16 protein-coding genes are annotated in these 22,945 nt (G+C 48.9%); 9 read left to right on the top strand and 7 right to left on the bottom strand.

The genetic code is table 11. The features are described from left to right. Positions 1-66 precede the first annotated feature (66 nt). From NNL21_RS11040 to NNL21_RS11065, 6 genes are all read left to right on the top strand, one after another. Entirely contained in the window at positions 67-996 is a 930-nt protein-coding gene (locus NNL21_RS11040; RefSeq protein ID WP_204820830.1) for a carbohydrate ABC transporter permease, read from the top strand. Then, positions 993-1,826 carry a carbohydrate ABC transporter permease gene (locus tag NNL21_RS11045; protein WP_204820831.1) on the top strand — a complete coding sequence of 278 codons (834 nt, stop codon included), beginning with the start codon at positions 993-995 and terminating at the stop codon, positions 1,824-1,826. The genes NNL21_RS11040 and NNL21_RS11045 overlap by 4 nt, the downstream gene beginning before the upstream one ends. Before the next feature lie 2,384 nt (positions 1,827-4,210). Further along, positions 4,211-4,516 carry a carbohydrate binding domain-containing protein gene (locus tag NNL21_RS11050; protein WP_256555224.1) on the top strand — a complete coding sequence of 102 codons (306 nt, stop codon included), beginning with the start codon at positions 4,211-4,213 and terminating at the stop codon, positions 4,514-4,516. A 13-nt stretch (positions 4,517-4,529) separates the two neighbouring features. Then, positions 4,530-5,435, top strand: coding sequence for a glycoside hydrolase family protein (locus NNL21_RS11055; protein WP_204820832.1), 906 nt, complete (start codon positions 4,530-4,532; stop codon positions 5,433-5,435). Between the two features lie 3 nt (positions 5,436-5,438). After that, a complete protein-coding gene (locus NNL21_RS11060) occupies positions 5,439-7,157 on the top strand; it encodes a hypothetical protein (RefSeq protein ID WP_204820833.1) in 1,719 nt (572 codons plus the stop codon). Between the two features lie 28 nt (positions 7,158-7,185). Continuing rightward, positions 7,186-10,305 carry a beta-galactosidase gene (locus NNL21_RS11065; RefSeq protein WP_204820834.1) on the top strand — a complete coding sequence of 1,040 codons (3,120 nt, stop codon included), beginning with the start codon at positions 7,186-7,188 and terminating at the stop codon, positions 10,303-10,305. A gap of 139 nt (positions 10,306-10,444) precedes the next feature. On the opposite strand, the gene NNL21_RS11070 is transcribed toward NNL21_RS11065, so the two are convergent. After that, positions 10,445-10,810: a phytanoyl-CoA dioxygenase family protein gene (locus NNL21_RS11070; RefSeq protein ID WP_256555225.1), complete on the bottom strand. Its 366-nt coding sequence runs from the start codon at positions 10,808-10,810 to the stop codon at positions 10,445-10,447. A 509-nt stretch (positions 10,811-11,319) separates the two neighbouring features. Here NNL21_RS11070 and NNL21_RS11075 point away from each other — a divergent pair. Next, positions 11,320-12,264 carry a phosphotransferase gene (locus NNL21_RS11075; RefSeq protein ID WP_204820836.1) on the top strand — a complete coding sequence of 315 codons (945 nt, stop codon included), beginning with the start codon at positions 11,320-11,322 and terminating at the stop codon, positions 12,262-12,264. Positions 12,265-12,622: 358 nt separating this feature from the next. On the opposite strand, the gene NNL21_RS11080 is transcribed toward NNL21_RS11075, so the two are convergent. The 6 genes from NNL21_RS11080 to NNL21_RS11105 form a co-directional block, all read right to left on the bottom strand. Further along, positions 12,623-13,357, bottom strand: coding sequence for a phytanoyl-CoA dioxygenase family protein (locus NNL21_RS11080; protein WP_204820837.1), 735 nt, complete (start codon positions 13,355-13,357; stop codon positions 12,623-12,625). A gap of 212 nt (positions 13,358-13,569) precedes the next feature. Further along, positions 13,570-14,586: an ABC transporter ATP-binding protein gene (locus NNL21_RS11085; RefSeq protein WP_204820838.1), complete on the bottom strand. Its 1,017-nt coding sequence runs from the start codon at positions 14,584-14,586 to the stop codon at positions 13,570-13,572. Next, positions 14,583-15,566: an ABC transporter ATP-binding protein gene (locus NNL21_RS11090; protein ID WP_204820839.1), complete on the bottom strand. Its 984-nt coding sequence runs from the start codon at positions 15,564-15,566 to the stop codon at positions 14,583-14,585. The genes NNL21_RS11085 and NNL21_RS11090 overlap by 4 nt, the downstream gene beginning before the upstream one ends. Positions 15,567-15,578: 12 nt before the next feature. Then, positions 15,579-16,430 carry an ABC transporter permease gene (locus NNL21_RS11095; RefSeq protein ID WP_204820840.1) on the bottom strand — a complete coding sequence of 284 codons (852 nt, stop codon included), beginning with the start codon at positions 16,428-16,430 and terminating at the stop codon, positions 15,579-15,581. A 7-nt stretch (positions 16,431-16,437) separates the two neighbouring features. Then, positions 16,438-17,436 carry an ABC transporter permease gene (locus NNL21_RS36480; protein ID WP_204820841.1) on the bottom strand — a complete coding sequence of 333 codons (999 nt, stop codon included), beginning with the start codon at positions 17,434-17,436 and terminating at the stop codon, positions 16,438-16,440. Positions 17,437-17,579: 143 nt separating this feature from the next. After that, positions 17,580-19,445 (bottom strand): ABC transporter substrate-binding protein, encoded by a 1,866-nt coding sequence (locus NNL21_RS11105; RefSeq protein WP_204820842.1) that lies wholly within the window; start codon positions 19,443-19,445, stop codon positions 17,580-17,582. Positions 19,446-20,757: 1,312 nt separating this feature from the next. Between NNL21_RS11105 and NNL21_RS11110 the strand changes: the two genes are divergently transcribed. Together NNL21_RS11110 and NNL21_RS11115 are read left to right on the top strand one after the other, a co-directional pair. Beyond that, entirely contained in the window at positions 20,758-21,096 is a 339-nt protein-coding gene (locus tag NNL21_RS11110; protein WP_204820843.1) for a helix-turn-helix domain-containing protein, read from the top strand. Between the two features lie 379 nt (positions 21,097-21,475). Next, the gene (locus NNL21_RS11115; protein ID WP_204820844.1) at positions 21,476-22,915 is read left to right on the top strand and encodes a PolC-type DNA polymerase III family protein; all 1,440 of its coding nucleotides are present in this window, start codon (positions 21,476-21,478) and stop codon (positions 22,913-22,915) included. Positions 22,916-22,945 lie beyond the last annotated feature (30 nt).

Below are 22,945 nucleotides of genomic sequence, written 5' to 3' on the forward strand. Positions count from 1 at the left end.
CTCCGGGTCCGGGGGGTATCCCGATTTCCGGACGTGCAACGTCGCAGCAGTTGGGGGGAAACAACCTTGGGTTTAGGCAGAGGTAAAATGGGGATTGAACGGCGGGAAAAGCTGGCGGGGCTGCTATTCGTATCTCCTTGGATGGTAGGCTTCCTGCTATTTGGAATTTTTCCGATGGCAGTCTCGGCGTATCTTACGTTCGTCAAATGGGATTTTCTGAGGGAGCCGCGATGGGTAGGGCTATCCAACTATGTGGAAGTGTTCCAAAGCCCGATTTTCTACAAAGCAATGGTAAATACACTAATCATTACATTCGGAAGCAGTTTGATTTATCTGGTGCTCGGCGTCATCGTCGCCGCGATGCTGGCCAAGGACTATCTGGGATCGAACGTCTTTCGAGCAATCATCTTCCTGCCATCACTCGTCATTGGAACGGCCTTGGCCATGATGATGGGGCCGGTATTCGGCAACGGCAAATACGGGCTTCTCAATCAAGTGTTGAGCATGCTCGGCATGCCGAACCAATCTTGGTTGACTGAGCCTGGTCAAGCCGTATGGGTCATTGTCGGCATGAGCTTCTGGTATCTGGGCAGCAGTGTCATCATTTATTTGGCGGGAATCAAAGGGATCGATCCTTCCTATTTCGAAGCGGCCATGATTGACGGTGCTACCGGTTTGCAGCAATTTTATAAGGTAACCATTCCGCTCATTACGCCGGTTCTCCTGTTCCAGACCATTATGGGGATTATCGGAGGCTTGCAGGTGTTCGATTTGGCACTGACGCTTTCATCCGAATTCAAGACAGGCGGAATGGGCAACGACAACTCGTTGGCAACGTTGGTTTTCTATCTATATTCACTGGCATTCCGCGACTATGACATGGGTTCGGCGGCTGTCGTAGGCTGGACCATTTTCATTATAAGTTTACTGCTCAGTATGGTGATCTTCAGGCTATCGAGAAGGTTCCAGTTGTTCGGTGAGGAGGAGAGCAAATGAGAATTAAAAAGGGTCTGAAGACGGGAGAAGTATTCGTCTTTTTGTTTCTCGCCTTATTGTCGTTCGTGATTCTCGTTCCATTCGTTTACCTGTTTACTTCGTCCTTAAAGACGAATGCGCAATATTTTAAAATACCGATCGAATGGATTCCATCACCGGCCTTATGGAGCAACTATTACTACGTGTTCGTAGATCTTAAATTTTATGTCTATATGTGGAACAGCACGTTCCTGGCCGCTAGCTCGGTCGTTTTATCTGTTCTAAGCTCCTCATTGATCGCTTATGGTTTTGCGAGGTTTAGATTTCCGTACCGCAATGCGATGTTCATCGTCGTTATTGCCACGATGATGCTGCCGAGTCAGGTCAGTATGATCCCGCTGTTCATTTACTTCAAGTCGATCGGTTGGCTAGACAGCTACAAGCCGCTGCTCGTTCCGCAGTTATTCGGTTCTGCATATTTGATCTTTCTGATCAGGCAGTTCTATATTACGCTGCCGCGGGAGGTCGACGAAGCAGCGACGATCGACGGATGCGGTTACCTGCGCATATGGTGGCATGTGATCATGCCGCAGGCCAAGCCGGTTCTTGTTGTGTCGGCTCTGTTCGTCTTCCTCGCCTCGTGGAAGGACGTTTTCGGACCGCTCATTTATTTGAGTGATAGAAGCGCTTATCCGCTGGCGGTGGGGCTGCTGTACTTTACATCCCCTACCTCCAACGCCTATACGCTTATATTGGTAGCCATCGTGATCGCGTTAATTCCAACGCTGTTGTTTTTCATCCTCTCTCAGAAGTATCTGAATAAAGGAGTCAACATCGCGAACTTAAAATAATAGCACCGCAAACAATTAAATAACGGAGGGTATCGCATGCGCCACAAATCCTTATGTTTGCTAGTTGCGTTAAGTCTTCTATCCGGTGTATGGCCAAGCGGCAGGGAAGTGGCGGCAACCGCCTCATCTCCTTACGCATTTGACGGGAAAATGTCCCAAGAAACGCTCAATCGCTATTTGTCCCGGTCCGTGCAAATCATGGACATGTTCTGGTTCAATCTGGATAACGGAAAGAAGCAGGAATGGCTGCGGTTTATTCAAAACACCGGCGCCAAGCTGATCGGCCGGGCTGCTATGATCTGGACGAACTTCCAGGATGACGAGACGATGTTTACGAATGCCGGGCAGATGGCCGAAGCCGTTCATGCCCAGGATCCGGAAGTTATTCTACAAGCGGCAATCTTCGAAACGACGGCACAAGCGGTGAATCAAATCCCGATTCCGGCATGGGTGTTCGAAGAATTCGGGCTGCAGCCGTCAGCTCGAAACTTCAATTACGATTCGATGCTGTTCCGCGATGGGAGATATGTGAATACCTGGGGAGCGGGACAGTCCATTCCTGATATTACGTCTTTGGAAACACAAATGTTTTTCTACTACCGGGCGAAGAGATTTATCGATCTGGGCTACGAGTCGATTCACTTCGGGCAAGTAAAGCTGATGGGCGAAGCGGATCCGTTCTATCTGAACTGGAACCGCCTGTTGAACCGTGTCCGTGAATATGGGGAAGCTCATGCTAGAAGGCATAACGTGTTGTTGGATGCCCATGTGAATGAAGTGTACGATAACGCGAGCCCGTTATGGCATACGGCTAAGGGGCAGTTCAGATCCGAAGCTCCAGGAGATACGAGTAGTTATTATAATGGCGACGCATCCCGTTTAAATCGCGAAGACGGGGTTCAATCGGCGGATGGGCATTACATCGTCTATAAATTGGAAGGCGCGACCGGATTTGAAGTGATCTCTGCGAACTGGGCAGGCGCCGGCGATCATCCCGACGGCTTCGATCTATATTCGTCTCCGGATGGCCAGAACTGGACGCCGGTCAGCAAAGCGATTCAAGAAATACATCGGACAGAGCACACATGGCCGAATTACAAAACGACGAACGGAAGCGCGCTGCCAGCCGGCACGAATTTTGTGAAGATAAGCTGGAAGGTCATGCCGTATATATGGATGATTCAATTGTTGGACGTGAAGATTAACGCCGCTGGCGCCACCCTGCATGACACGCTTGAACAGCCCAATCCTGCAGTTAAGAAGCTTGCTTTCGACTTTGTGGGGTATCCTGCCCGAATGAAGGGAATACCGAATTTTCCACAGGAAACGAAGCTGGATGCGAATTACTTGGACAGCCTGTATGGAAAAACGATCGGAGGCTTAAACCCTCAAGGGTGGGTGACTCCGCATTCCCCTTATTTGATCGAACTGGACAATTACGGGGGAAGCAACGGATCTCCGGGAACGGACTCGCCTTACTGGCCGTGGGGATATGACGAAATCGCATGGTTTGCTCATCAGAACGACGATTATCGGCGCTCTTGGTTGAAATATGCCTATGATTGGTTTAGAACGAATGACTCGTATGGTCATTTGCAAATGCCCGCATATCGAACGTTGGGCAATGCTCCGGTCAATGGGAGCGATGTGTACAATGCGATAACGACGAGTGCAGTTTACCCATCGGCTGTCAGTGACGAAGAGGCCATTAAAGCGATCTGGAGCAGTGCGCGGAACAATGGAGCGATCGAGGACGATGTGCGTGATTTGACGAAAATATACAGGCTTAGCTCGCAGCTGATCAAGGACGGCAGCAGCTCCGGCTCTTACGGAGGGGACAGCACGAGACTGACCAGAACGGCAAACGCTAGCGAATATGTCATCTACAAGGCTCCCTATGTGACCGATCGGACTAGACTGACCGGCTTCGTGGTCGATACCTGGTTCTCATCTAATGAGCCTATAAAGGACTTCAAGTTCTATACCTCACCGGATGATTTAACTTACACGTTGTATACGCCTATGAAAAAGACGGTGAGCGGGGATAAGAACAAGGTCACTTACGTTGGTAGCAGGCTGCCGGGCGATACCAGATACGTGAAGATCGCGTTTAACGACGGTATGGCGGGTGCAGCGAATCCGCAAATAGGGAATGTCTTGACATTCTATGCTTCCGCGGTGAGTTCCAATGGTGAAATCGATGATTTCGAAAGCTACGGAGGGTCCGATCTAGCGCTCCAAGCGGCTTATACGGTTAATCCGAATACGGATCCGGTCACGATCTCGTTGGATACGACGCATAAATACGGCGGGGATTACAGCTTGAAATATGATTACAATGTCGGAGTCGTAACCTATGGCGGAATGGCATTGGATCTTGGAGACTGGATTGGTCTGAATACGATACTCTTCGTTTCTGGTTCAAGCCCGACGGCTCTAATCGTAATCTCACCATTCAAATTCAAACCGCCAGCGGAGATTATTGGGATAAATTGCTGGATTTATCGGATGCGACGGCAAGGATGATCGAAATTCCGTTCAATGATTTCGTGCGGCCGTCATGGCATAACGGCAGCGGCCCGATGGTCTTGTCATCGGTCGCCAGTCTCTCCCTTTATGCAGGAGTAGGGGCTGGTAGTCCTGGTTCGGGCACGTTGTATTTTGATTCGATTGAAGTGATCAAGAGCTAAGGGAGGACTCTCGATGAGTTCCGATATGTATAGGCTGGAGGATAAGTATGTTTGGGATTTCTGGTACGCCCGGAAGGGCGACGAATACCATGCCTATTATTTGCAGTATCCAAGGGAAGGCGACCCGGAGCATATTCATTCCCGCCAGTCGGTAGGCCATGCGATATCGAGGGATTTACTGCATTGGGATGAGCAGCCGGCGGCACTGCAGCCGCTCCCGGAAACATGGAACGACAAGGGAATCGCTACGGGCAGTGTCATCTTCAAGGACGATGGGTGGTATATGCTGTTCACTGGAAACTCGAACCGGGACGAAGGGGGAATCGGGCTCGCCTTGAGCCAAGACTTGATGAACTGGTCCAAAGTCGGCGACGCACCGGTCATCCCGAAACCCTGCTCATTCACCGCGAAGTGGGATGGAGAAGCAATAGTGGCGTCTCCGCTCGCTGATCCGTTCGTTTATCCGGAAATGATAGACGGGTGGCATTATATGGTGATCAACTCGCATGCGGTTCAAGCGCCTGAAGGCAGCCGGGGCTGTCAGCTTATGCTGCGTTCCCGGAACTTGACGGACTGGGAGGCGCATACGATCGCCGCTTATCCCAAGCGGTTCGAAAGAATGGAAACATCCCAAATCTGGACTCATGACGGCCGGTGGTATATGTATTTCGGCGGCGTGACCTCTGACAATACATTCGAGAACTGGATCTACGTCGCCGATCGATTCGACGGGCCCTACGAAGCTAAGCCTTGGTCTAGAATAACACTGCCTGACGTCAGTTACTTCTACATCGCGAAGGTCATACAGGATGTGAATGGGGAAGATATCTTCCTTGCCAACAGCGCGATAGAGTCCCTTCTGAGAGGCTACAGAATTGTCTATGGAGAAGAGGGCTCTATTACACTAGAAGGGCGGTAAACCATGCGAAAGCTCATCATAGTCGTGGTAGCGGTGAGTTTGCTGGCGGGAATCTGGACGTTAAGCGTCGAGAGGCGCAGCGGGAAGAAAGATGTTTCCGGCTATGCGTTCGACGGCAGCATGCCAGAAGAGGTGCTTCATCGTTATTTGTCCCGGTCCGTGCAGATTATGGACCTGTTCTGGTTTAACCTGGATCCGGGCAAGAAGCGGGAATGGCTGCGGTTTATTGAGAATACGGGCGCAAAGCTGATCGGACGGGCGGCGATGATTTGGGCGAACTTCGAAGACGATGAGACCATGTTTGCGAATGCCGGGCAGATGGCCGAAGCCGTCCACGCCCAGGATCCAGAAATCATTCTGCAGGCTGCCATCTTCGAAACGACAGCAGAATCGGTGAACGATATCCCGATTCCGGCTTGGGTATTTGAGGAATACGGGCTGCCGCCGGAGAAGCGGAATTTCAATTATGAAGCGATGCTGTATCCGGACGGGAGATATTTGGACAACTGGGGAGCGGGAAAATCGGTTCCGGATATTACGAGTCCGGAGACGCAGCTGTTTTTCTTTTACCGGGCCAAGAGATTTATCGATCTTGGCTATGAGTCCATCCACTTCGGGCAAGTGAAGCTGATGGGGGAAGAGGATTCTTCCTATGCCAATTGGAACCGATTGTTGAAGCGGGTTCGAAAATACGCTGCGGAGCACGGAAGACGGCATAACGTTCTGCTTGATGCACACGTGAACGAAGTCTATGACGATAGCTTGGGCAATTCTTCATCCGATTCGAATCCACCCGTTAAGCGGTTATCGTTCGATTTTGTCGGTTATCCGGCGCGCATCAAACCGCTTCCCCGGTTCCCTCAGGAAACGAAATTGGAGATGAACTATATCGACGCGATCTATGGGAAGACGATTGGGGGAATAAGTCCCCAAGGGTGGGAAACTTCCCATACGCCTTATCTAATCGAAATGGATAATTACGGAGGCACGAATGGCATGCCGGGTACGAATCAACCCTTCTGGCCTTGGGGATACGACGAGATTGCCTGGTTTGCCCATCAGAACGATGCTTATCGCCGTTCTTGGCTGGCATATGCTTACGATTGGATCCAGGCGAACGATCCGAACGGTCATATTCAGATGCCTGCTTACCGGACACTCGGCAATGCTCCCGTCGGCACCAATACGGAATACAATGCGATTCAATCAAGCGATGTGTTCCCGGCGTCGTTCGGGGACGAGGAAGCGATCAAGGCGATATGGGGGGCTTCCGATGGATCTGGTGTGGTGGAGGACGAGCTGCAGGATTTGACCAAGACGTACCGGCTGAGCAGCAGGCTGGATTATGACCGAAGCCCAGCCGCCTCGTATGGAGGAGATCGTTCAAGAATAACGACGAGTGAATCCGCTTCGGGCGAGTATGTGATTTATAAGGCTCCCTTTGCATCAGGGCAAAGCCAATTGACCGGTTTTGCGGTCAATGCCTGGTTGAACAAGGATGAGCCGGAAGCCAAGCTTATGTTTTACGTTTCCTCGGATGATGAGAATTACAGCTTGTACACACCTGATAACAAGCCGGCGGCGCATGCAGAGAACCAGGAGGTTTATTCGGGCAGTCACCTTCCTGAGGGAACGAAGTACCTGAAGATCCGGTTTCCAGATCACCCCGGAGCTGCGCAGATCGGCAAAGTAACGCTGAACTACGAGAATGCCGAAGACTAGACATAATGAAAAGGATGAAACTACACAGATGATGAACACAGTCGTATTCTATGACGCTTCTTTTCCTTATGATGGACAGCGTCCGGACGATGCGGTAATAGATAAGCTCCAGAGCACGTACAAGGTGGTCGGCGCGCATGAATTGGCCGAAGCGCTCGATATCGCGGACAATTACATTCATGTTCACGGCCCCTATTTTCCGAAGCAGGCATGGGAGTCCATCGTCCAGTATCTTAAAAAGGGGAAAGGAGTTGTTCATTTGGGTGGAGGCGCGTTTCGCAAGCCCGTCTATTACGAGCAGGGAACATGGCACGTAGAAGGGGAACAGACGGCTTATCATCGACAGCTTCGCATTCATGAGATGCTGGAAGTGGATGCGGACCGAATAACCAAGCTGGAGGCTAATCCGGACATTCCCTTGGTTGCTGGCTCCGAGGCGTTGTTTGCCATCGAACCTACTTATGCGTTCACGCTTCACATAACCCGGACGGAAGACCATCCTAGTGAACTGGGGTCAAGCGGGCCGATGGATGGCCATATTTATCCGCTGTTATACGGCGTTTCGCATGATGGGAGGAGGCTGTCCGCTCCAATCGTATTAATCGAGAATACGAAGGGGGTGTTCGCAGGAGGGCGATGGGTGTTCGTCAATCAGCGAATCAGCCAAGCATTCTGGGAATCCGGCGGCCTGGATGCTATCCGCGACTGGGGAGCGTATTGCGCGGAAGGCGTTACAGAATTATGGCTGAAACCGAATTATTCCTGTTATGAGCCTGGCGAGCAGCCTATCCTGAGCTTGCACATGCAGGAAATGGGGCCAATTCCTCCTACCTCCAAAACATGGCGTTTCAATCTTGCTCTATATGCGGATGGGGAACGTGAGGCGCTGTGGGAGAAGGAAATTAGCTTGAAGTCTTCCCGAGAGCTCAGGATCGAAAGGGTGCCGGTCCCCGTGCCGGTTGCTCCGGGCTTCTACCGCGTCGTCTGTGAGGCGTTTTCCGATTCGGGGGAGCGGCGCGTGCTGCGGCAAGGTTTCTGGGGACGCGGTAACCGATTGCTGAGCGAGGGTGAACGGATGACCGTCAATCGTGATTACTTCGTGAAGGCGGGCAAGCCGATGCCGATCGTTGGCATGACGTACATGGCGTCCGACGTCGCGAGGAAGTTTCTGTTCATGCCGAACGCCGGATTGTGGGACGCGGATATGGCTCACATGAAAGAAGCCGGCATCAACATGATTCGTACCGGAATATGGACGGCCTGGCGCCAGGTCATGTTCGTTGATGGCCATCCTTATGAGGAAGTGCTAAGGTCGATCGACTCCTTTATATTAACAGCCAAGAAGCATGACTTGGAAGTGGTCTTTACGTTCTTCGCATTCACTCCGGAGATGTGGGAGGGTGTCAATCCCTATCTGGATCCCAGAAGCGTGGCTGCCCAAAAACGATTAATCGCCGCGGTCGTGTCCCGTCATGTGGCCTCGACCAACGTTCATTGGGATTTGATCAATGAACCGGCAATGTTCGATCCGAAACGATTGTTCTCCGGGCCTCGAACTGTCGGAGATGTCTATGAGCAATCAGCCTTCACGGAGTGGCTGCAGAATCGCCACCGTACCGTTCGTGAGCTGCAGGAGCGTTGGGATATGACCCCCGATGAGCTTCCTGGATTCGCTTCCGTAACGCTGCCGCAGCCGGAGGACATCAGCTTCGACATCATGGATAATGGATCTTCGAAGAGAAATGGAATATGGCTGGACTACAGCTTGTTCACGATGGAGATGCATAACCGATGGGCCAAGGAATTAACCGCTACAATCCGGTCGTATAACGAAGCCCAGTTGGTGACGGTAGGTCAGGATGAAGGACTTGGCTCGCAGAGGCCGTCGCCGTTCTTTTATGCCGAGGCCGTTGATTATACGACGGTGCATTCATGGTGGCTGATGGATCACCTGCTGTGGGACAGTATATTCGCCAAAACAGCGAACAAGCCGAATTTGATTCAAGAAACGGGCATCATGTATGCCGAAACGCCGAACGGGCGGGCGAAGCGGTCGGAGCTCGAGATCAGAAACATATTGGAAAGAAAATACGCCTATGCTTTTGCGGCGGGCGGAGCCGGTGCGGTTCAATGGATTTGGAATACGAATTATTATATGAACAACGTCAATGAATCGAATATTGGCGCACTGCGCGCCGATGGTACGGAAAAGCCGGAAGCCGACGTATCCTATGACTACGGCCGTTTCATGGGTGAAATTGGACATCTATTCACGAATCGGGAGCTTGAAGAGGTCGTCGTCGTATTCCCGTATTCGAATGATTTCTCGAATAGACGCCTCGCTTTCGACGCGACCACGAAGCTGACGCGAGTCCTCGCTTACGATATGAATGTTCCGTTCCGGGGAGTCGGTGAATATCATCTGGAATCGCTGGAGCAAGCACCACCCAAGCTGATCATCGTGCCTAGCCCGCATAATTTCAGCAGGGAAGCACTTGATACGATTATTCATCATGTGAAGACGATAGGCGGAACCGTACTGTTCACAGGGCCGATCGGGCTTGATGAATATTGGAGGCCGGAGTCCCGCTATGTGGAGGAGCTAGGGGATTATGTGCTTAGCAACGTTATGCGGGAGGAGGCCATTGAGGTTGACGGCAGGGTACTGCCGGTTTCTTACGGGGCCAAACGCATTGCAGAGGTGAATAAGGAACTGCCTGAGAGCGGCACCCGCGCAACGGGATCTGCTGCGGTGCGGAAGTCGGAGATTGGACAAGGGGTCTTCATTCATTGTCCGCTCCCGATCGAATTAAACGACAGACCGGAAACGATAGCCGCGGTGTACGGGTATGCTTTGTCAGCCGCTGGATTCCAATCCTCTATGGAGTGGGTGCATGGCGGAAATCTGCATGGGGTGTTCGGATCCAAGATCGCTTTCGGTGAGGGAGCTTTGTTCATGTTCGTGTCGGAATACGCCTATGATGCCTCGATTGAAATTATAGATCCCAAGACGGGCAAAGGATATGCGTTCGAGCTGGAAAGCGAGCGGACGGTACTGTTTGCTGCGGACGCCGAAGGGCGGTTGTTATCGGTGTATAGAGGGGATGAAGTCCTCGTACGGGAGTATGAGGCGGAACCGGTCATGTAAGCTGCAAGTGACAGGATGAAATCACTGTAAATGAAGAAACGGTCCTTGGCTTTAGGCTAAGGGCCGTTTCTTGTATTGTGACGATCAAGGGTTCTAAATGTACCGCTCGGCATAGCGGCGATAACTATCCTAGCACGCCTTAAAACAGGTCAATCTTCCGTTTCAAATCTTCCCGCAGCGTCACCTTGGAGTCATTCCGTATATAATGGCAGACATAGGATCTGCGGAATCTGTCCTTCGTTTTGTTGCGGGTGGAGGAATGGACGAGCAGACTGTGGAAAAACAGGATATCCCCTTTGTCCATTACAACGGGTATTTCTGCCGTCAAATCCACGCCTTCCGTCTCTGTAGTCCAATCTGCATGCTCCAATAGATTCTTCACCTTACCGTGGCGCAGAGGTCCCAGCTTGTGGCTGCCCGGAATAACGCGAAGGCATCCGTTCTCTTCATCCGTTCTCTCCATCGCGATGGAGGTAGCAATCATTGTGTTCGGCTCATGATGGATATATTCATAAGTAGAAAGATGACGATGGACAAAAACAGATTAACACCGAGTGATAAGACTAGAATAACGTATTCGGCGGAGTCTTTGTTCCGTTTCAGCGTCCGATCACGGAGCCTCACCCTGATTTTTGCTCAGTTAACTCCAACTAACGGCCTTACAGCTGAGCATTTCAGCATATGCGATGCCTGTAACGCCGTTTTGTTCTGTTTCAGCAGCCCGATCCGTAACGGGGCACCTTATTATGAGATGAGTACAACGAAGACGAGGGTACATGGTCGTGCACGGCGAGAAAAAACTCTAGTTCCGAAGAGGCTATCCTCAAGCTCAAGCTCAGGCTACCCTCATGCTCATGCTCTCAGGCTATCCTCGTGCTCATGCAGGAATTGACATCTCCTTTAGAGAAGTAACTACTAGTGCAGTTGAGAGTCATAACCAAGTGGCTTCAATGGTCATAGTTAACCTGACGGACGTTTGATAAGTAACCATGTTGATGTAGGGGGAATATATGGGTGGCGGCATCCAAGGAACTTTCACTAACCGATCTGGAGTCAGTAGAAAACTGCGTCGGATCGCTCTTAACGGTTACAAGAATGTCGAGTGGATATAGCAATGACAATTACATACTTACGACAAGCCAAGGCAAGTACAGACTACGAGTACCGCAGTATTCAAATCAGTTAGACCAATTGATTGCAGAACAAACGGTTTTGAAATGGTCATCAGAAGAAAATCATACGATTGTTCCTCTTCTTTATCTTGATACACTGCCGAATGGTACGTATGTAAGTGTATTTCCATTCCTTGATGCTGACCCTACGTTTGATCTGCATAACGAGCAGCTGGTGTTTAGTGCTGGCCAAGCTTTAGCTGAATATCATGTCTCTATTGCGGAGTATGAGGGTAAATTACCATGGGAGACGTTGCCCGAGTCATTCCATTCGGATCCGGAAGACATGGATGAATTAAAGATGACGATCAATGAACAATCGATATCGGAGTACCCTGAATTTTGGCATGCAGTAGAAAACTTATTGTCCAGGTTGAACAAGCTCGGGAAGCAAATGAACGAGGAACCATACCGTTCATTACCTCATCTTTCGTGCCACGGGGATTATGCACCTGCTAATCTACTAGCTCACCATGAAAAAGTAGTCGGAATTATCGATTTCGAGTGCTGTCGACGAGCACCGAGAGTACTTGATTTGGCCTCCTTTCTGCAAGCTTTGCAGGAAGATGAGGGATATGAGGCGTCCATGTCATCCTGGTTCCTGAACGGGTACCAATCCACAATAACGTTATCGGAGATTGAACTGGAGTTGATTCCGGTTTTTCAAATGTCGCGTTCCTTGGAAGCAGCTAAACGTCACTTTAATAGGGTTATTCAAGGAGAACACCACGTACATGCGGGCTTAGTCATGTATTGGGATCGTATTACTTCAAAGCTTAACGATTGAGTCCAATTTGGACTGGACATGCAGCCTGCATAGCGGTTGTTGTGTGTTCAAATCATGCGTTACTTCTAATAAGGGCTTTAGCTTCTTATCCACCTGTCGCGTTTCCCGAGAAAGAAAAGAGACCCGATTAGGAGAGCCCTGCACAATTCTTCTTTGTCAGAACAAGAAAAATAATCAAAGAAAAACGAGCCTCTAGAATCGCTTCTAAGACTCGTTTCGCATGCAGGGGGTCATATTGGATCCCCTTAATTTTTGATTTTTTCATATATACTATTTTTTGCAACGGTCTCGATTACTGGTCTCTAAAATTGAAAAAGCGTAGGCGGTCGCCAGGGGTTCACCTATTACAACCAATGCCTTAAAACAGGTAGATTTTTCGTTTCAAATCTTCTCGCAGCGTCACCTTGGAATCGTTCCGTATATAATGACAAACATAGGATCTGCGGAATCTGTCCTTCGTTTTGTTGCGGGTTGAGGAATGGACGAGCAAACTATGGAAGAATAGGATATCGCCCTTTTCCAGTACAACAGGTATTTCTTCCGTCAAATCCACGCCTTCCGTCTCCGTGGTCCAATCCGCATGCTCCAATAGATTCTTCACCTTACCGTGGCGCAGAGGTCCCAGCTTGTGACTGCCCGGAATCACGTGAAGACATCCGTTATCTTCATCACTTTTCTCCATCGCGAGAGAGGTAGCAATCATTGTGTTCGGCTCATGATGGATATATTCATAATCTTGATGCGCTGCTTGGCCTTTTGAACCGGGTTCCTTGAAGAAGTACATGCTCTGCACGCCAACCGCTTCATCGCCCATCAATTGGGCCAACGCTCCTCTTATAATAGGAAGCTTGAGCATCTGCAAGGAGAAGCTGTCTTTCAGATGGGGATTAAAGACCCGGAAGGAGAATGTAGCTTTCTCAGCCGAATCCGGTTGATCGGGTATGTCATTCTTAGCAAGATTGTACATATGCCGGTTATAGATATCGAGTAAATCGTTGCTGCAAGCCTGACGGAGAATAAGATAGCCGTTAGTGGCGAAGAAAGAAATCTGTGCATCATCCAGTGGGGAAATACGGTCGATGGTTTCTATCATAAGCTCACCCTTCTCAAAAGATTTTCCTTCGGTATCAACCTAGCGCTGGGAGCTGCGGTTTCGCTCCATCCATTCAAGTAGAAAGATGACGATGGACAAAAACAGATTAACACCGAGTGATAAGACTAGAATAACGTATTCGGCGGAGTCTTTGTTAACAATAAATAGTAAGAGGACGATCAAGACTATGAAAAAGACACAAATCTTAAAGATTACTTTACGGTAGCTATGGTCCATTGCGGTACCTTCTCTACGTGATGACATGACACAATCGTATTGCCGTAGGGCATCAGTGACGGTGCGGTTTGCTCACATGTCTGGCTCGCGTATAAGCATCTTGGATGAAAGGAGCAGCCGGACGGCGGATTCATAATACTTGGCATATCTAAGCTTTTCAGCGGCAATTCTCTCTTCGCTTTGGCGATCCTTGGATTAGGGACCGGAACGGCAGATAGAAGCGCTTGCAAATAAGGATGCTTCGGAGCGGCAAGCACATCATGCACACTTCCTTGCTCAACAATCTTTCCCAAGTACATGACGGCCATCCGGCCATACTGCGCAATATAGCGTGCGGTAGCCAAATCATGCGTAATATAGATAAAGGCAATGCCAAGACTCTTATTCAAGTTCGACATTAACCGCAGGATCGCCATTCGTAAAGAGACATCAATCATGGACACAGGCTCGTCGGCGACAATGAGCTTCGGCTTCAAGGAGATCGCTCTTGCAAGCAGCACCCGTTGTCTTTGCCCACCGCTCATTTGATGGGGATACTTCTCGATATACTGCTCGGGCGGCGTCAAGCCAACCGTATCCAGCAGTTCACACACCCGATCATATGCCTCTTTGCGGCTGCGAACCAATTTATGCTGAAGGATGGGATCGGATAGCGATTGGAAGATGGTTCGCATCGGGTTCAAGGCCGCATAGGAGTCCTGCTGTACAAGCTGCACGCTGCGACGGTACTCGGAAAACTCTGCTTTATTCATCTTCCATACGTCTTTGCCTTGATACAGAAGCTGCCCTTCGGTCGGCTTATGCAGGCCTGTGACGACTTTGCCTAGCGTGGTTTTGCCACAGCCGCTTTCCCCTACAAGTGCTACAATCTCCCCAGGCTCGAATGATAACTGAACATCGACCATAGCGGGGATGGGTGTCGCTTTGCCAAACAGCCCCGATTTTTGCTCGAAAACCATGCTAATGTTGTGAAGTTCCAGCAAACTGCTCAAGCCAGCATCTCTCCCTTCTCATTCAAATGACATGCAGCCAAACGATCCTTCCCTACAGAAATTGCACGAGGCTGCTCCAGCTTACAGAGATCTGTTGAAAATTCGCATCGTGGATGGAAAGCACATCCGGTCGGCAAGTTTAATAAATTCGGCGAGGATCCTTTGATGGATTTGTTTTCGCTAACATCATCTAATATGGAGGGAGCCGCTTGGATGAGTCCCGCCGTATAGGGATGCTTGGCATTCTCGAACATCTCGAACGTTTCCCCAAGCTCCACAATCTTTCCGGCATACATGACGCCAATGCGGTCAGCCACTCTGGCAACAACAGAAATATCATGTGATAGAAGAAGCATCGTAATGTTCATTTCCTTATGAACCTTTAGCAGAATATCAAATATGTAATCTTGTGTGATGACATCGAGTGCGGTTGTCGGCTCGTCCAAGATGACCAGCTGCGGGTCAAGCAGCAGACTGAAGGCGATCATGACACGCTGCTTCATACCCCCGCTTAATTCATGCGGGTAAGCCTTCAGCACGCGGCCTGGCTCAAGCCGGACATAATCGAGCAATTGCGATGCCTTCTCGATGATCTCCGGTTTACCCATCTTTTTATGAGCCAGAACAGTCTCAATCATCTGCTCTCCAATGCGCATGACAGGGTTCAATGCGTTCTGTGCAGCTTGAAATACCATGGATACATCCGACCAGCGATAATGGCGTAATCGATTGGCGTTGTACCGCAAAATATCCTCTCCATTAAGAAAGATACTTCCGTTCTTGATGGTTCCTGGCGCTGAAACGATATTAAGAATAGCGGAAGCCAGTGTCGATTTGCCACTGCCGCTTTCTCCGACCAAGGCTGTCACTTTTCCTTTCGGAATATCAAGCGAAACATGGTCGACAGCTCGAATCGTTCCCGAGCGAAGTTTGAATTCGATGGATAAATCTCTAATTTCAATAATATTGTTCTCGTTCATGGCGTCTCCCTTCTATCCCCTTAGCCTAGGATTGAGTGCTTCATCGATCCCATTGGCAAAGAAGATCGAACCCAGTTGAAATAATGCCAGACAAAGAATTGGCGAGAACAGATAAATGAAGCCCAGCGGATTAAAGATACCCCCTGTTTGAGAAATGGCAAGATTAAGCATCTGGCCCCAATTGGTCGGGGAGTAGGGGGCAAGCCCCAGCATCATAATACCTACGCTGCCTGTAATGGCACCGCGCATTGTCATTATAAAACTGATCGATAAGAAGGAAGTGATGCTAGGCATAAGCTCTTTGAAAATAATATGCGGCTTGCTCATCCCCATAACCTTACAGATGACGATGAAATCCCGTTCCTTCAGTGAAATAATTTGTGATCGGACAGCGCGTGTCAGACCGGGCCAGCTCCAGGCGCTTAATACAAGGGCGAAGGAAATGGGGTCTCGGATTGAGAATATAGCCGCCATAATGATCAGAATCGGGAAGCTGGGGATCGTAAGAAACAAATTGGTAATCAGCATAATACCCGCATCTAGTCTTCCGCCAACAAGTCCGGAGATTGTCCCGAGAAGCGCGCCGACAAACAAGGTGAAGAAGGCGGCTAACAAGCCGACAAGAAGAACTTCCTTGGATCCGTGCACTAATTGAATAAACGTATCTCTTCCGGCAAAATCGGTTCCAAGCCAGTGCTCGAACGATGGTGTCAGGTAGCGGTTGTTATAATCGACGGTCATATTAAGCTTAAAGACAAAAGGCCCGACAGTCGCCATCAAAATGAAAATGACCAAAATGATTAACCCAATAAACGACCTTTTGTTATGGCAGATGATTCTGAAAAAATCGATCATTCCTCGCATGGTATGATTACCCCTCTACCTTGATTCTCGGATCAAGCTTGGAATAAACCAAATCTGCAATGAGATTGGCAACGATCATCGTGACACTGAGAAACAACATGATTCCTTGCATAACTGTATAATCTCTTGTTCTCGTCGCTTCCCCTAAGAAGTACCCGATTCCAGGGTATTGGAAGATATTCTCGATTAGCGTTGCTCCGCCAAGCATTCCGCCGAAGGTGACGGCCAGCATCGTGATCATCGGCAGCATCGCATTCTTCATGACATAGCGGTTCATGATGACAGAGTCGGAAATTCCTCGGGCCTTCGCTGCGATAATATAGTCTTCGCCAAGTATGCTTACGGCATTGCCTTTCATCATGAGCGCCCATCCGCCGATATTGGTTATAACGAAGGTTAAGATCGGCATTGCTGCGTAGTAGAGCACGCTCACAATAAAGTCGATGTTGAAGCCGGGGGTCACGAAGGGATCGTATGCCCCGTTAACGGGAAACCAGTCTAACCCGTATGCAAACACAACCAACAATAGAATCGCAAAGATGAAATCCGGTATGGCTGAGGTAATAACAGTAAATAAGGAAACCGACGGCTCTAGAATAGAATTTCGTTTCCAAGCCATTCTCACGCCCAGCAGCATCCCGATCACAAAGCTGATAAGGAGTGAAATGGTTGCTACGAAAATCGTCCAAGGCATTGCGTTTGCAATAATGGAGTTAACCGTAATTTGCTGGTAAACCATTGAAACGCCAAGGTTTCCCTGGAGGAGACCTGAAATATAACGAATAAACTGTTCGTGTAACGGTTCGTTCGGATTGTAATTAATCATGGCTGCTATACGCCGGTAGGCTTCTTCCAATGTAATCCCGAATTGAGTTGCATAATCACGGGCCCATCCGTCAATAGCGTTACCCGGTGTTAAGCGGAGCAATATGAAGGTCATCACTGTGGCTAGGCATACTGTAACGAAAGCCATCCCAATTCTTTTTAACACAATGACGAGTGTCACATTCTGGCCCTCCTTCAGAAAATGGGGTGGGTTTCGGGCTTCACAACGATAGACAACGTACACAGGTCGGATGATCGACGTGAAGCCCGAATAGGGTTTGATCATGGAGAAGCGTTAGTCAAATCGAAAGCTCGAAATCAGGGTTACTCCCTTGGCGATAATCTGCCTTCAACGAAGTATGTGATTCCCCCGAATCCAAAGTTGATCTCAGAAACTGCATCGATGTCGTCAGGCTCAGTCGGCACCGGCAAGCTGCGATCGTACTTTTCGAATTCATCCTCTCTCGGCCAGCCCTTGATCGTTTTTACATTCTCGAAATACCCGGTCGTATTTTGGAAGAAGCCTACTCCATAGGCGTTCTCATTCGTAATCCATGCCAGCTTGAAGATGGCGTCCTTACGCTCCTCATCCTTTTGCAAATAAGGCATACTCTGTAATGTCTTCTCAATGTCAACAACCTGCCCGTCGGGACCTGGCAGCTTCATATTCAGTTTTCCTTTGTCCGGGCCATCCTTAAATTTAGGCAGATGAGCCATATTTCCTATGCCGCCCCAGTAGAAGTTCCGCAAGGAATTCCACGGGAACATGAAGCCCCAGGAAACGTCAACCCAGTCGACAGACATATGGTAAGCACCTTTGTCCTTGGTCGAGTTGTTATAATACACACTGCCATCGACAGCCAGCAATTTCGTCGGAAGACCGAATTTCGTCATCTGCTCGGCAGCGATCTGGGCAGAGTTCACTGCCTGCAGCCAGCCTCCGCTTACCCCGATAATAAAGTTCGGCGTTGTGCCGCTCGGGTCCGCCCAGTTGCCGTCAGCACCTTTCTTCCAGCCTAGCTCGGTTAAGAGCTCGCCTGCTTTGTCAGGGTTATACGTGAATTTCGTCATGGTCTCGCGGTTCTCCGGCGTGATCCATTTGGTTAGCTCGGATTGCGGCATCCCGGTCATTGAGACATCTGCTTCTTGCCCATAGTAGTTGCCGACCTCGCGAATCTTCGTTCTATCCAGCGCGTACACGACGGCCTGACGGAATTTCTGATTATCGAATGGCGGTTTATCCAGATTGAATACCATTCCGATTGTCGCAGGGTCAAACATACGGTAATGTACAAGATCCTTGTTGGTAGCCAGCATATTTTCCAATATATCTCTTGGTGGCGTACCCGGATATGTATCGATCTTGCCCGATTTCAGCAAAGCTAAGCCGGAGGAATCAGACCCCGGATTCTTAATAAAGATCCGGTCAAAATGAATATTCTCAACCTTCCAATAGTTCTCGTTCTTCTCCAGAATCATATCGGAGGCGGTTACTTTCTTCACGATAAACGGGCCAGTCCCGACAGGCATCTTAGGACCCGCTGTCAAAAAGTCCTGCCAGTTTTTATCGATATCTTTGCGCAGCTTATCTGTAATTTCCAAGCCGAACGGCCCTTTTTTATTGGGATCGTCTGTCTTCTTGGCTTGCTTTAACAATTCATCCACCTTATCGATGTACTTACCATAGAGATGATAAGGAATTGTGGCCTGTTGATCCTGCGCAAGGAACAAATCCTTCATTTCCGTAAACGGTGAGGGCTCCTGCCACTTAAAAGTAATTGTCGTATCGTCGACGATTTCAATGCTGGTCAGATGTTTGGTGATCTCGACGCCGTTATTGAGCATGTAATAGCTCCAAACATCCTTGCTTGTAAATGGCTTTCCGTCCTGCCAGGTTACACCCGGTCTTATTTTGATGATGGTTTCATTCCCTTTATGCTCTACCGATTCAGCCAGACGTTTGTAAATCTTATCTGTTGAGCGAACGATCTGGAATAGTCCCTCGAACGTATACTGCGAAGCTTGGCCTACACCACCGGAGGCGAAAGGGTTGCCTTGAAATAACGGAGGCTTTGGCCACCCGCCTAAGTCCCGGAACACCTTCGTGTTATCTTCCGTACATCCATTCAAAACAACGGTGGCAACCAGTACAAATGAAAGCAATAAAAGCTTTAATTTCCTTGCTCGCATCAACAAACCTCCTTTTTTATTCTAAAATATTCCAATTAGCAGACTTACATCTAGTTTATAAATGTAAGCGTTTACTAACTATTCTAAGATTATAATCAATTCCGTTTATTTCCGTCTTTGTATATTAAAGACGCATTATTGCATTCTTACGCCATGCTCCAATCCAATGCTGTCAGCCCTAATGCACACCTGATCCAATATCGGCGGCAGTTGTTCCTTCTTTTTTTTGGATTATTCCGTTTGTTATTGCAGCGTTAAGCTTCAAATGAAATAATGCGTAAAAGCGACTATGAGTCTCTTAATTCGCAAAGCTCTCTGGCGCAAATACATTAAGATTTACTGGGTCGGGAATATAGTAATATTGTTTTAAATTGGAAGAGTGGGAAGGGTAGAGAGCTCACATACACTAACTGATAAGGAAGATTACAGATGAGAGAACGATTCTATTTCATCGTATAACTGTCGTATTGATGATCAGCTGCGGATTTAGCGAGATACGTTGGCTCGGATGGAACCTACTACGATGATGTTTCCAGCTACTGCTTTTGCGTAAGTACAGAAGACGATGAAGCACGGGGGTAAGTTAGCACTGTAAAAATCCCCATTACGGTTGACACAAGAAATATGTCGATCGTAATGGGGATTTTACTATTCAAACTTATCAACTTTACCCGTACCTAAACAAAAATAGAGGTTTTTTCGCCTCATATTCCATCACCTCCCATAACGTTTTTATTTGACGGCTATTCAAATAGTGTGGCGCTTCGGCCAAGAAAGTTTCGTGAATGGTCCTCCAGCATACATAAATCGCCATAAGCCCTTTACATATGTATTTAATGTTCCTACAACCAATTCCCGCGGCAGCCTAAGTATGATAATAACACCAAGACATCAGTACATAAGATCAAATTTTGAGCAAGTAAAAAGGACCCGCCGCGGCGGATCTTTCTGCTGTTTAATTGAGCTATCGTTTCTTGTGAAATTAAAGGGTCTTAATGGAGACCACAAGTACATATAGCGTTATAGATTCTCCTAATCGATCAGGGCTGTGATTCCCATCTTGATCTTCATTAACCTCCCTGCTCACCTTCTTTCAAAAGCGGATGGAAGTGAGTGGTTAAGTTTATTCAGTATGATCACTATCATAAGGTATACGTTGAACAAAGCATTGAAGAATTACTATGGAGCCAGCAGCTAGACACGCTAGATCATTGAAAGCTATATCAGCAGGCTGCCGTACGGCTGGTTGGGTAGTTGTTGACATATTACTCAACATGTGTAAAATGAGAATTACTGGAAGGTGGTGGCATCCTTGAGCGAATTTGGTGAACTTCTCCGCAATCTGCGAAAGCAGCGCAAGGTAACACAGCGGCAGCTTGCTGAACGCGTAGGCATTGATTTTACCTATATCAGCAAGATTGAGAGCAGCACGATGGATCCACCGGCAGAAGATAAGATCATCCGTATTTCGGAAGTGCTTCAAGTAGAGCCGGAGGAGCTTATTCTAGCTGCAAAGAAGGTTCCGAAGAGCTTTCAGAGGCTCATTACGGAGAATAAAGAGATCCCGGTCTTTCTGAGGAAAGCCTCCGACCTGTCTTCCGCGCAATGGAGGAAGATTAAGGAGATTATCGACGAGGAAGGCGAGGGGTAATCTGCTATGAAATCCTCCAGATTCATTACGCGTGAACAGATGGAAGCGCTAACGGAACAGATCCTGGAAGATTACGGCTACGACCCGCGCGGCAAATTCATTCAACCGGTGTTGGTCAGCTGAAGCGATTAGGCCGTATCCATCTCTCGAATCTATATGGATTGGCTGATTGTTTTCGGGTCTCGATCTCTGCGTTATCGGTGCGATTAACCCAACTTCAACTGCTGCGCATCGATTCCAACGGTAATGTCAGTCAGCCAGATCCGGCAGTTGGCAAGGGGGAATATGAGCAGCTGAAGTTGGATTTTTAATTTTTTTTACCGTGAATGTTGAGTTGAATATCAACACAACTTTATAGAATAAATGATATCGGAGGTCGATGATGATGCCTTACCCAAGCAATCAAGACCATGCTCCTATCCGGGAATGTTGTTACAACGCCGCTCGCAAACGTTATGGAGATGAAGTTCCCGAGGCTGTCGCTTCTCGTTTGGAGGAGGAGCTCCAGCATATCCTCAGGAACGGGTTCACCGAGCCTTATATGATTGCCGCCCGTATCGTGGACAAAGCGGCTGCCGATGGATATATGATGGCGATGCGGGGCTCTGTCGGATCCAGCTTCGTGGCTTATCTGCTTGGCATAACGGAGATCAATCCGCTGCCACCCCATTATCGATGTCAGGAATGTAGTCGTATTGAATGGGCAGGAGACGACGTAGCCAGCGGTTTTGATTTGCCGAACTTGCTGTGCTCTGCGTGCGGAGGGGAGTTCGTGGGAGACGGGCATCGCATTCCATATCAGATGTTTCTGGGGGTGGATGGTAATACCCCTCCGAATATCGATTTATATGCGGCCTGGGAATATGAAGAGCATGCGAAGAATGAGCTGGAATTTCATATGAGTAATCGCGTATGGAAACGTACGATCCCTGTACCGGATATCATCCCGCACAACGATGAGTCTATCATGAAACGGTTGCACGCACTCACGGGTGTTAACCCCCGAAGCATTCCGATGAACGATCGTGCTGTGTTGAGCTTATTTCGGTCCACTGACGCGCTTAATGTGACACCGGAACAAATCATGAGCGAGACGGGAACTTACGGTATTCCGGAAATGGGTATCGGCTGTGTGCGGGACATGCTAAGGCTGACGCAGCCGGCATCGTTTAGCGATTTGGTTCAGATCAGCGGACTTTCACATGGCAGCGGAACCTGGGAAGGGAATGCGAGGGAACGGATCCAAGCAGGGACTGGCACACTCCGGACATCTTTAGCTTGCCGGGACCAGCTGATGATGGAACTCATTCAATATGGCATGGATAGCGAGTCAGCCTACGCCGTCACAGCAAGCAAGAGGAAGGACCTCCCGGTTTCCGAGTCGATTGAAGCGATGCTGCAGAGCAAAGTACCGGCGTGGTACCTGGAATCGTATCGGAAGATTGAATACTTGTTTCCCAAGTGGTTTGCGGTCTCCTATGTGATCTCGGCCGTGCGGAATGCGTTCTATAAGCTGCATTATCCGCTAGAGTTCTATGCGGCCTATTTCTCCGTGTACTCCGTTCATAATGATGATGCAGATATGGAATTATGTACCCAGGAAGGCGATGCCATTAGGAAAAGTCTGGAGGAGATTCAGCATGAAGGTTATCATCCTCTGCTCGAGCTGGCACTGGAGATGAATTCAAGAGGGCTGCGAGTCAAGAAGGCACCGTCGAGCACAGGCGATAGGTATAGGATCGAGAGTGACGCCTACGGCTCGCTTGAAATCCCGTTCATGCCCAATCAACAAGGTAGTCGATTAATTAGTAGGGAATGAAGCATGGGTTTCGATAGGAGTACAGGTAAT

It is taken from the genome of Paenibacillus mendelii, from assembly GCF_024498075.1.
In the GTDB taxonomy this organism is placed as follows: Bacteria; Bacillota; Bacilli; order Paenibacillales; family Paenibacillaceae; genus Paenibacillus_Z; species Paenibacillus_Z mendelii.

Bases quoted from the DNA above. Each gene is read 5' to 3' on its own strand.
- NNL21_RS11065 (WP_204820834.1), top strand. From the start codon at position 7,186: ATGATGAACACAGTCGTATTCTATGACGCTTCTTTTCCTTATGATGGA.
- NNL21_RS11045 (WP_204820831.1), top strand. From the start codon at position 993: ATGAGAATTAAAAAGGGTCTGAAGACGGGAGAAGTATTCGTCTTTTTG.
- NNL21_RS11055 (WP_204820832.1), top strand. From the start codon at position 4,530: ATGAGTTCCGATATGTATAGGCTGGAGGATAAGTATGTTTGGGATTTC.
- NNL21_RS11060 (WP_204820833.1), top strand. From the start codon at position 5,439: ATGCGAAAGCTCATCATAGTCGTGGTAGCGGTGAGTTTGCTGGCGGGA.
- NNL21_RS11095 (WP_204820840.1), bottom strand. From the start codon at position 16,430: ATGCGAGGAATGATCGATTTTTTCAGAATCATCTGCCATAACAAAAGG.
- NNL21_RS11090 (WP_204820839.1), bottom strand. From the start codon at position 15,566: ATGAACGAGAACAATATTATTGAAATTAGAGATTTATCCATCGAATTC.
- NNL21_RS11080 (WP_204820837.1), bottom strand. From the start codon at position 13,357: ATGATAGAAACCATCGACCGTATTTCCCCACTGGATGATGCACAGATT.
- NNL21_RS11115 (WP_204820844.1), top strand. From the start codon at position 21,476: ATGATGATGCCTTACCCAAGCAATCAAGACCATGCTCCTATCCGGGAA.
- NNL21_RS11105 (WP_204820842.1), bottom strand. From the start codon at position 19,445: ATGCGAGCAAGGAAATTAAAGCTTTTATTGCTTTCATTTGTACTGGTT.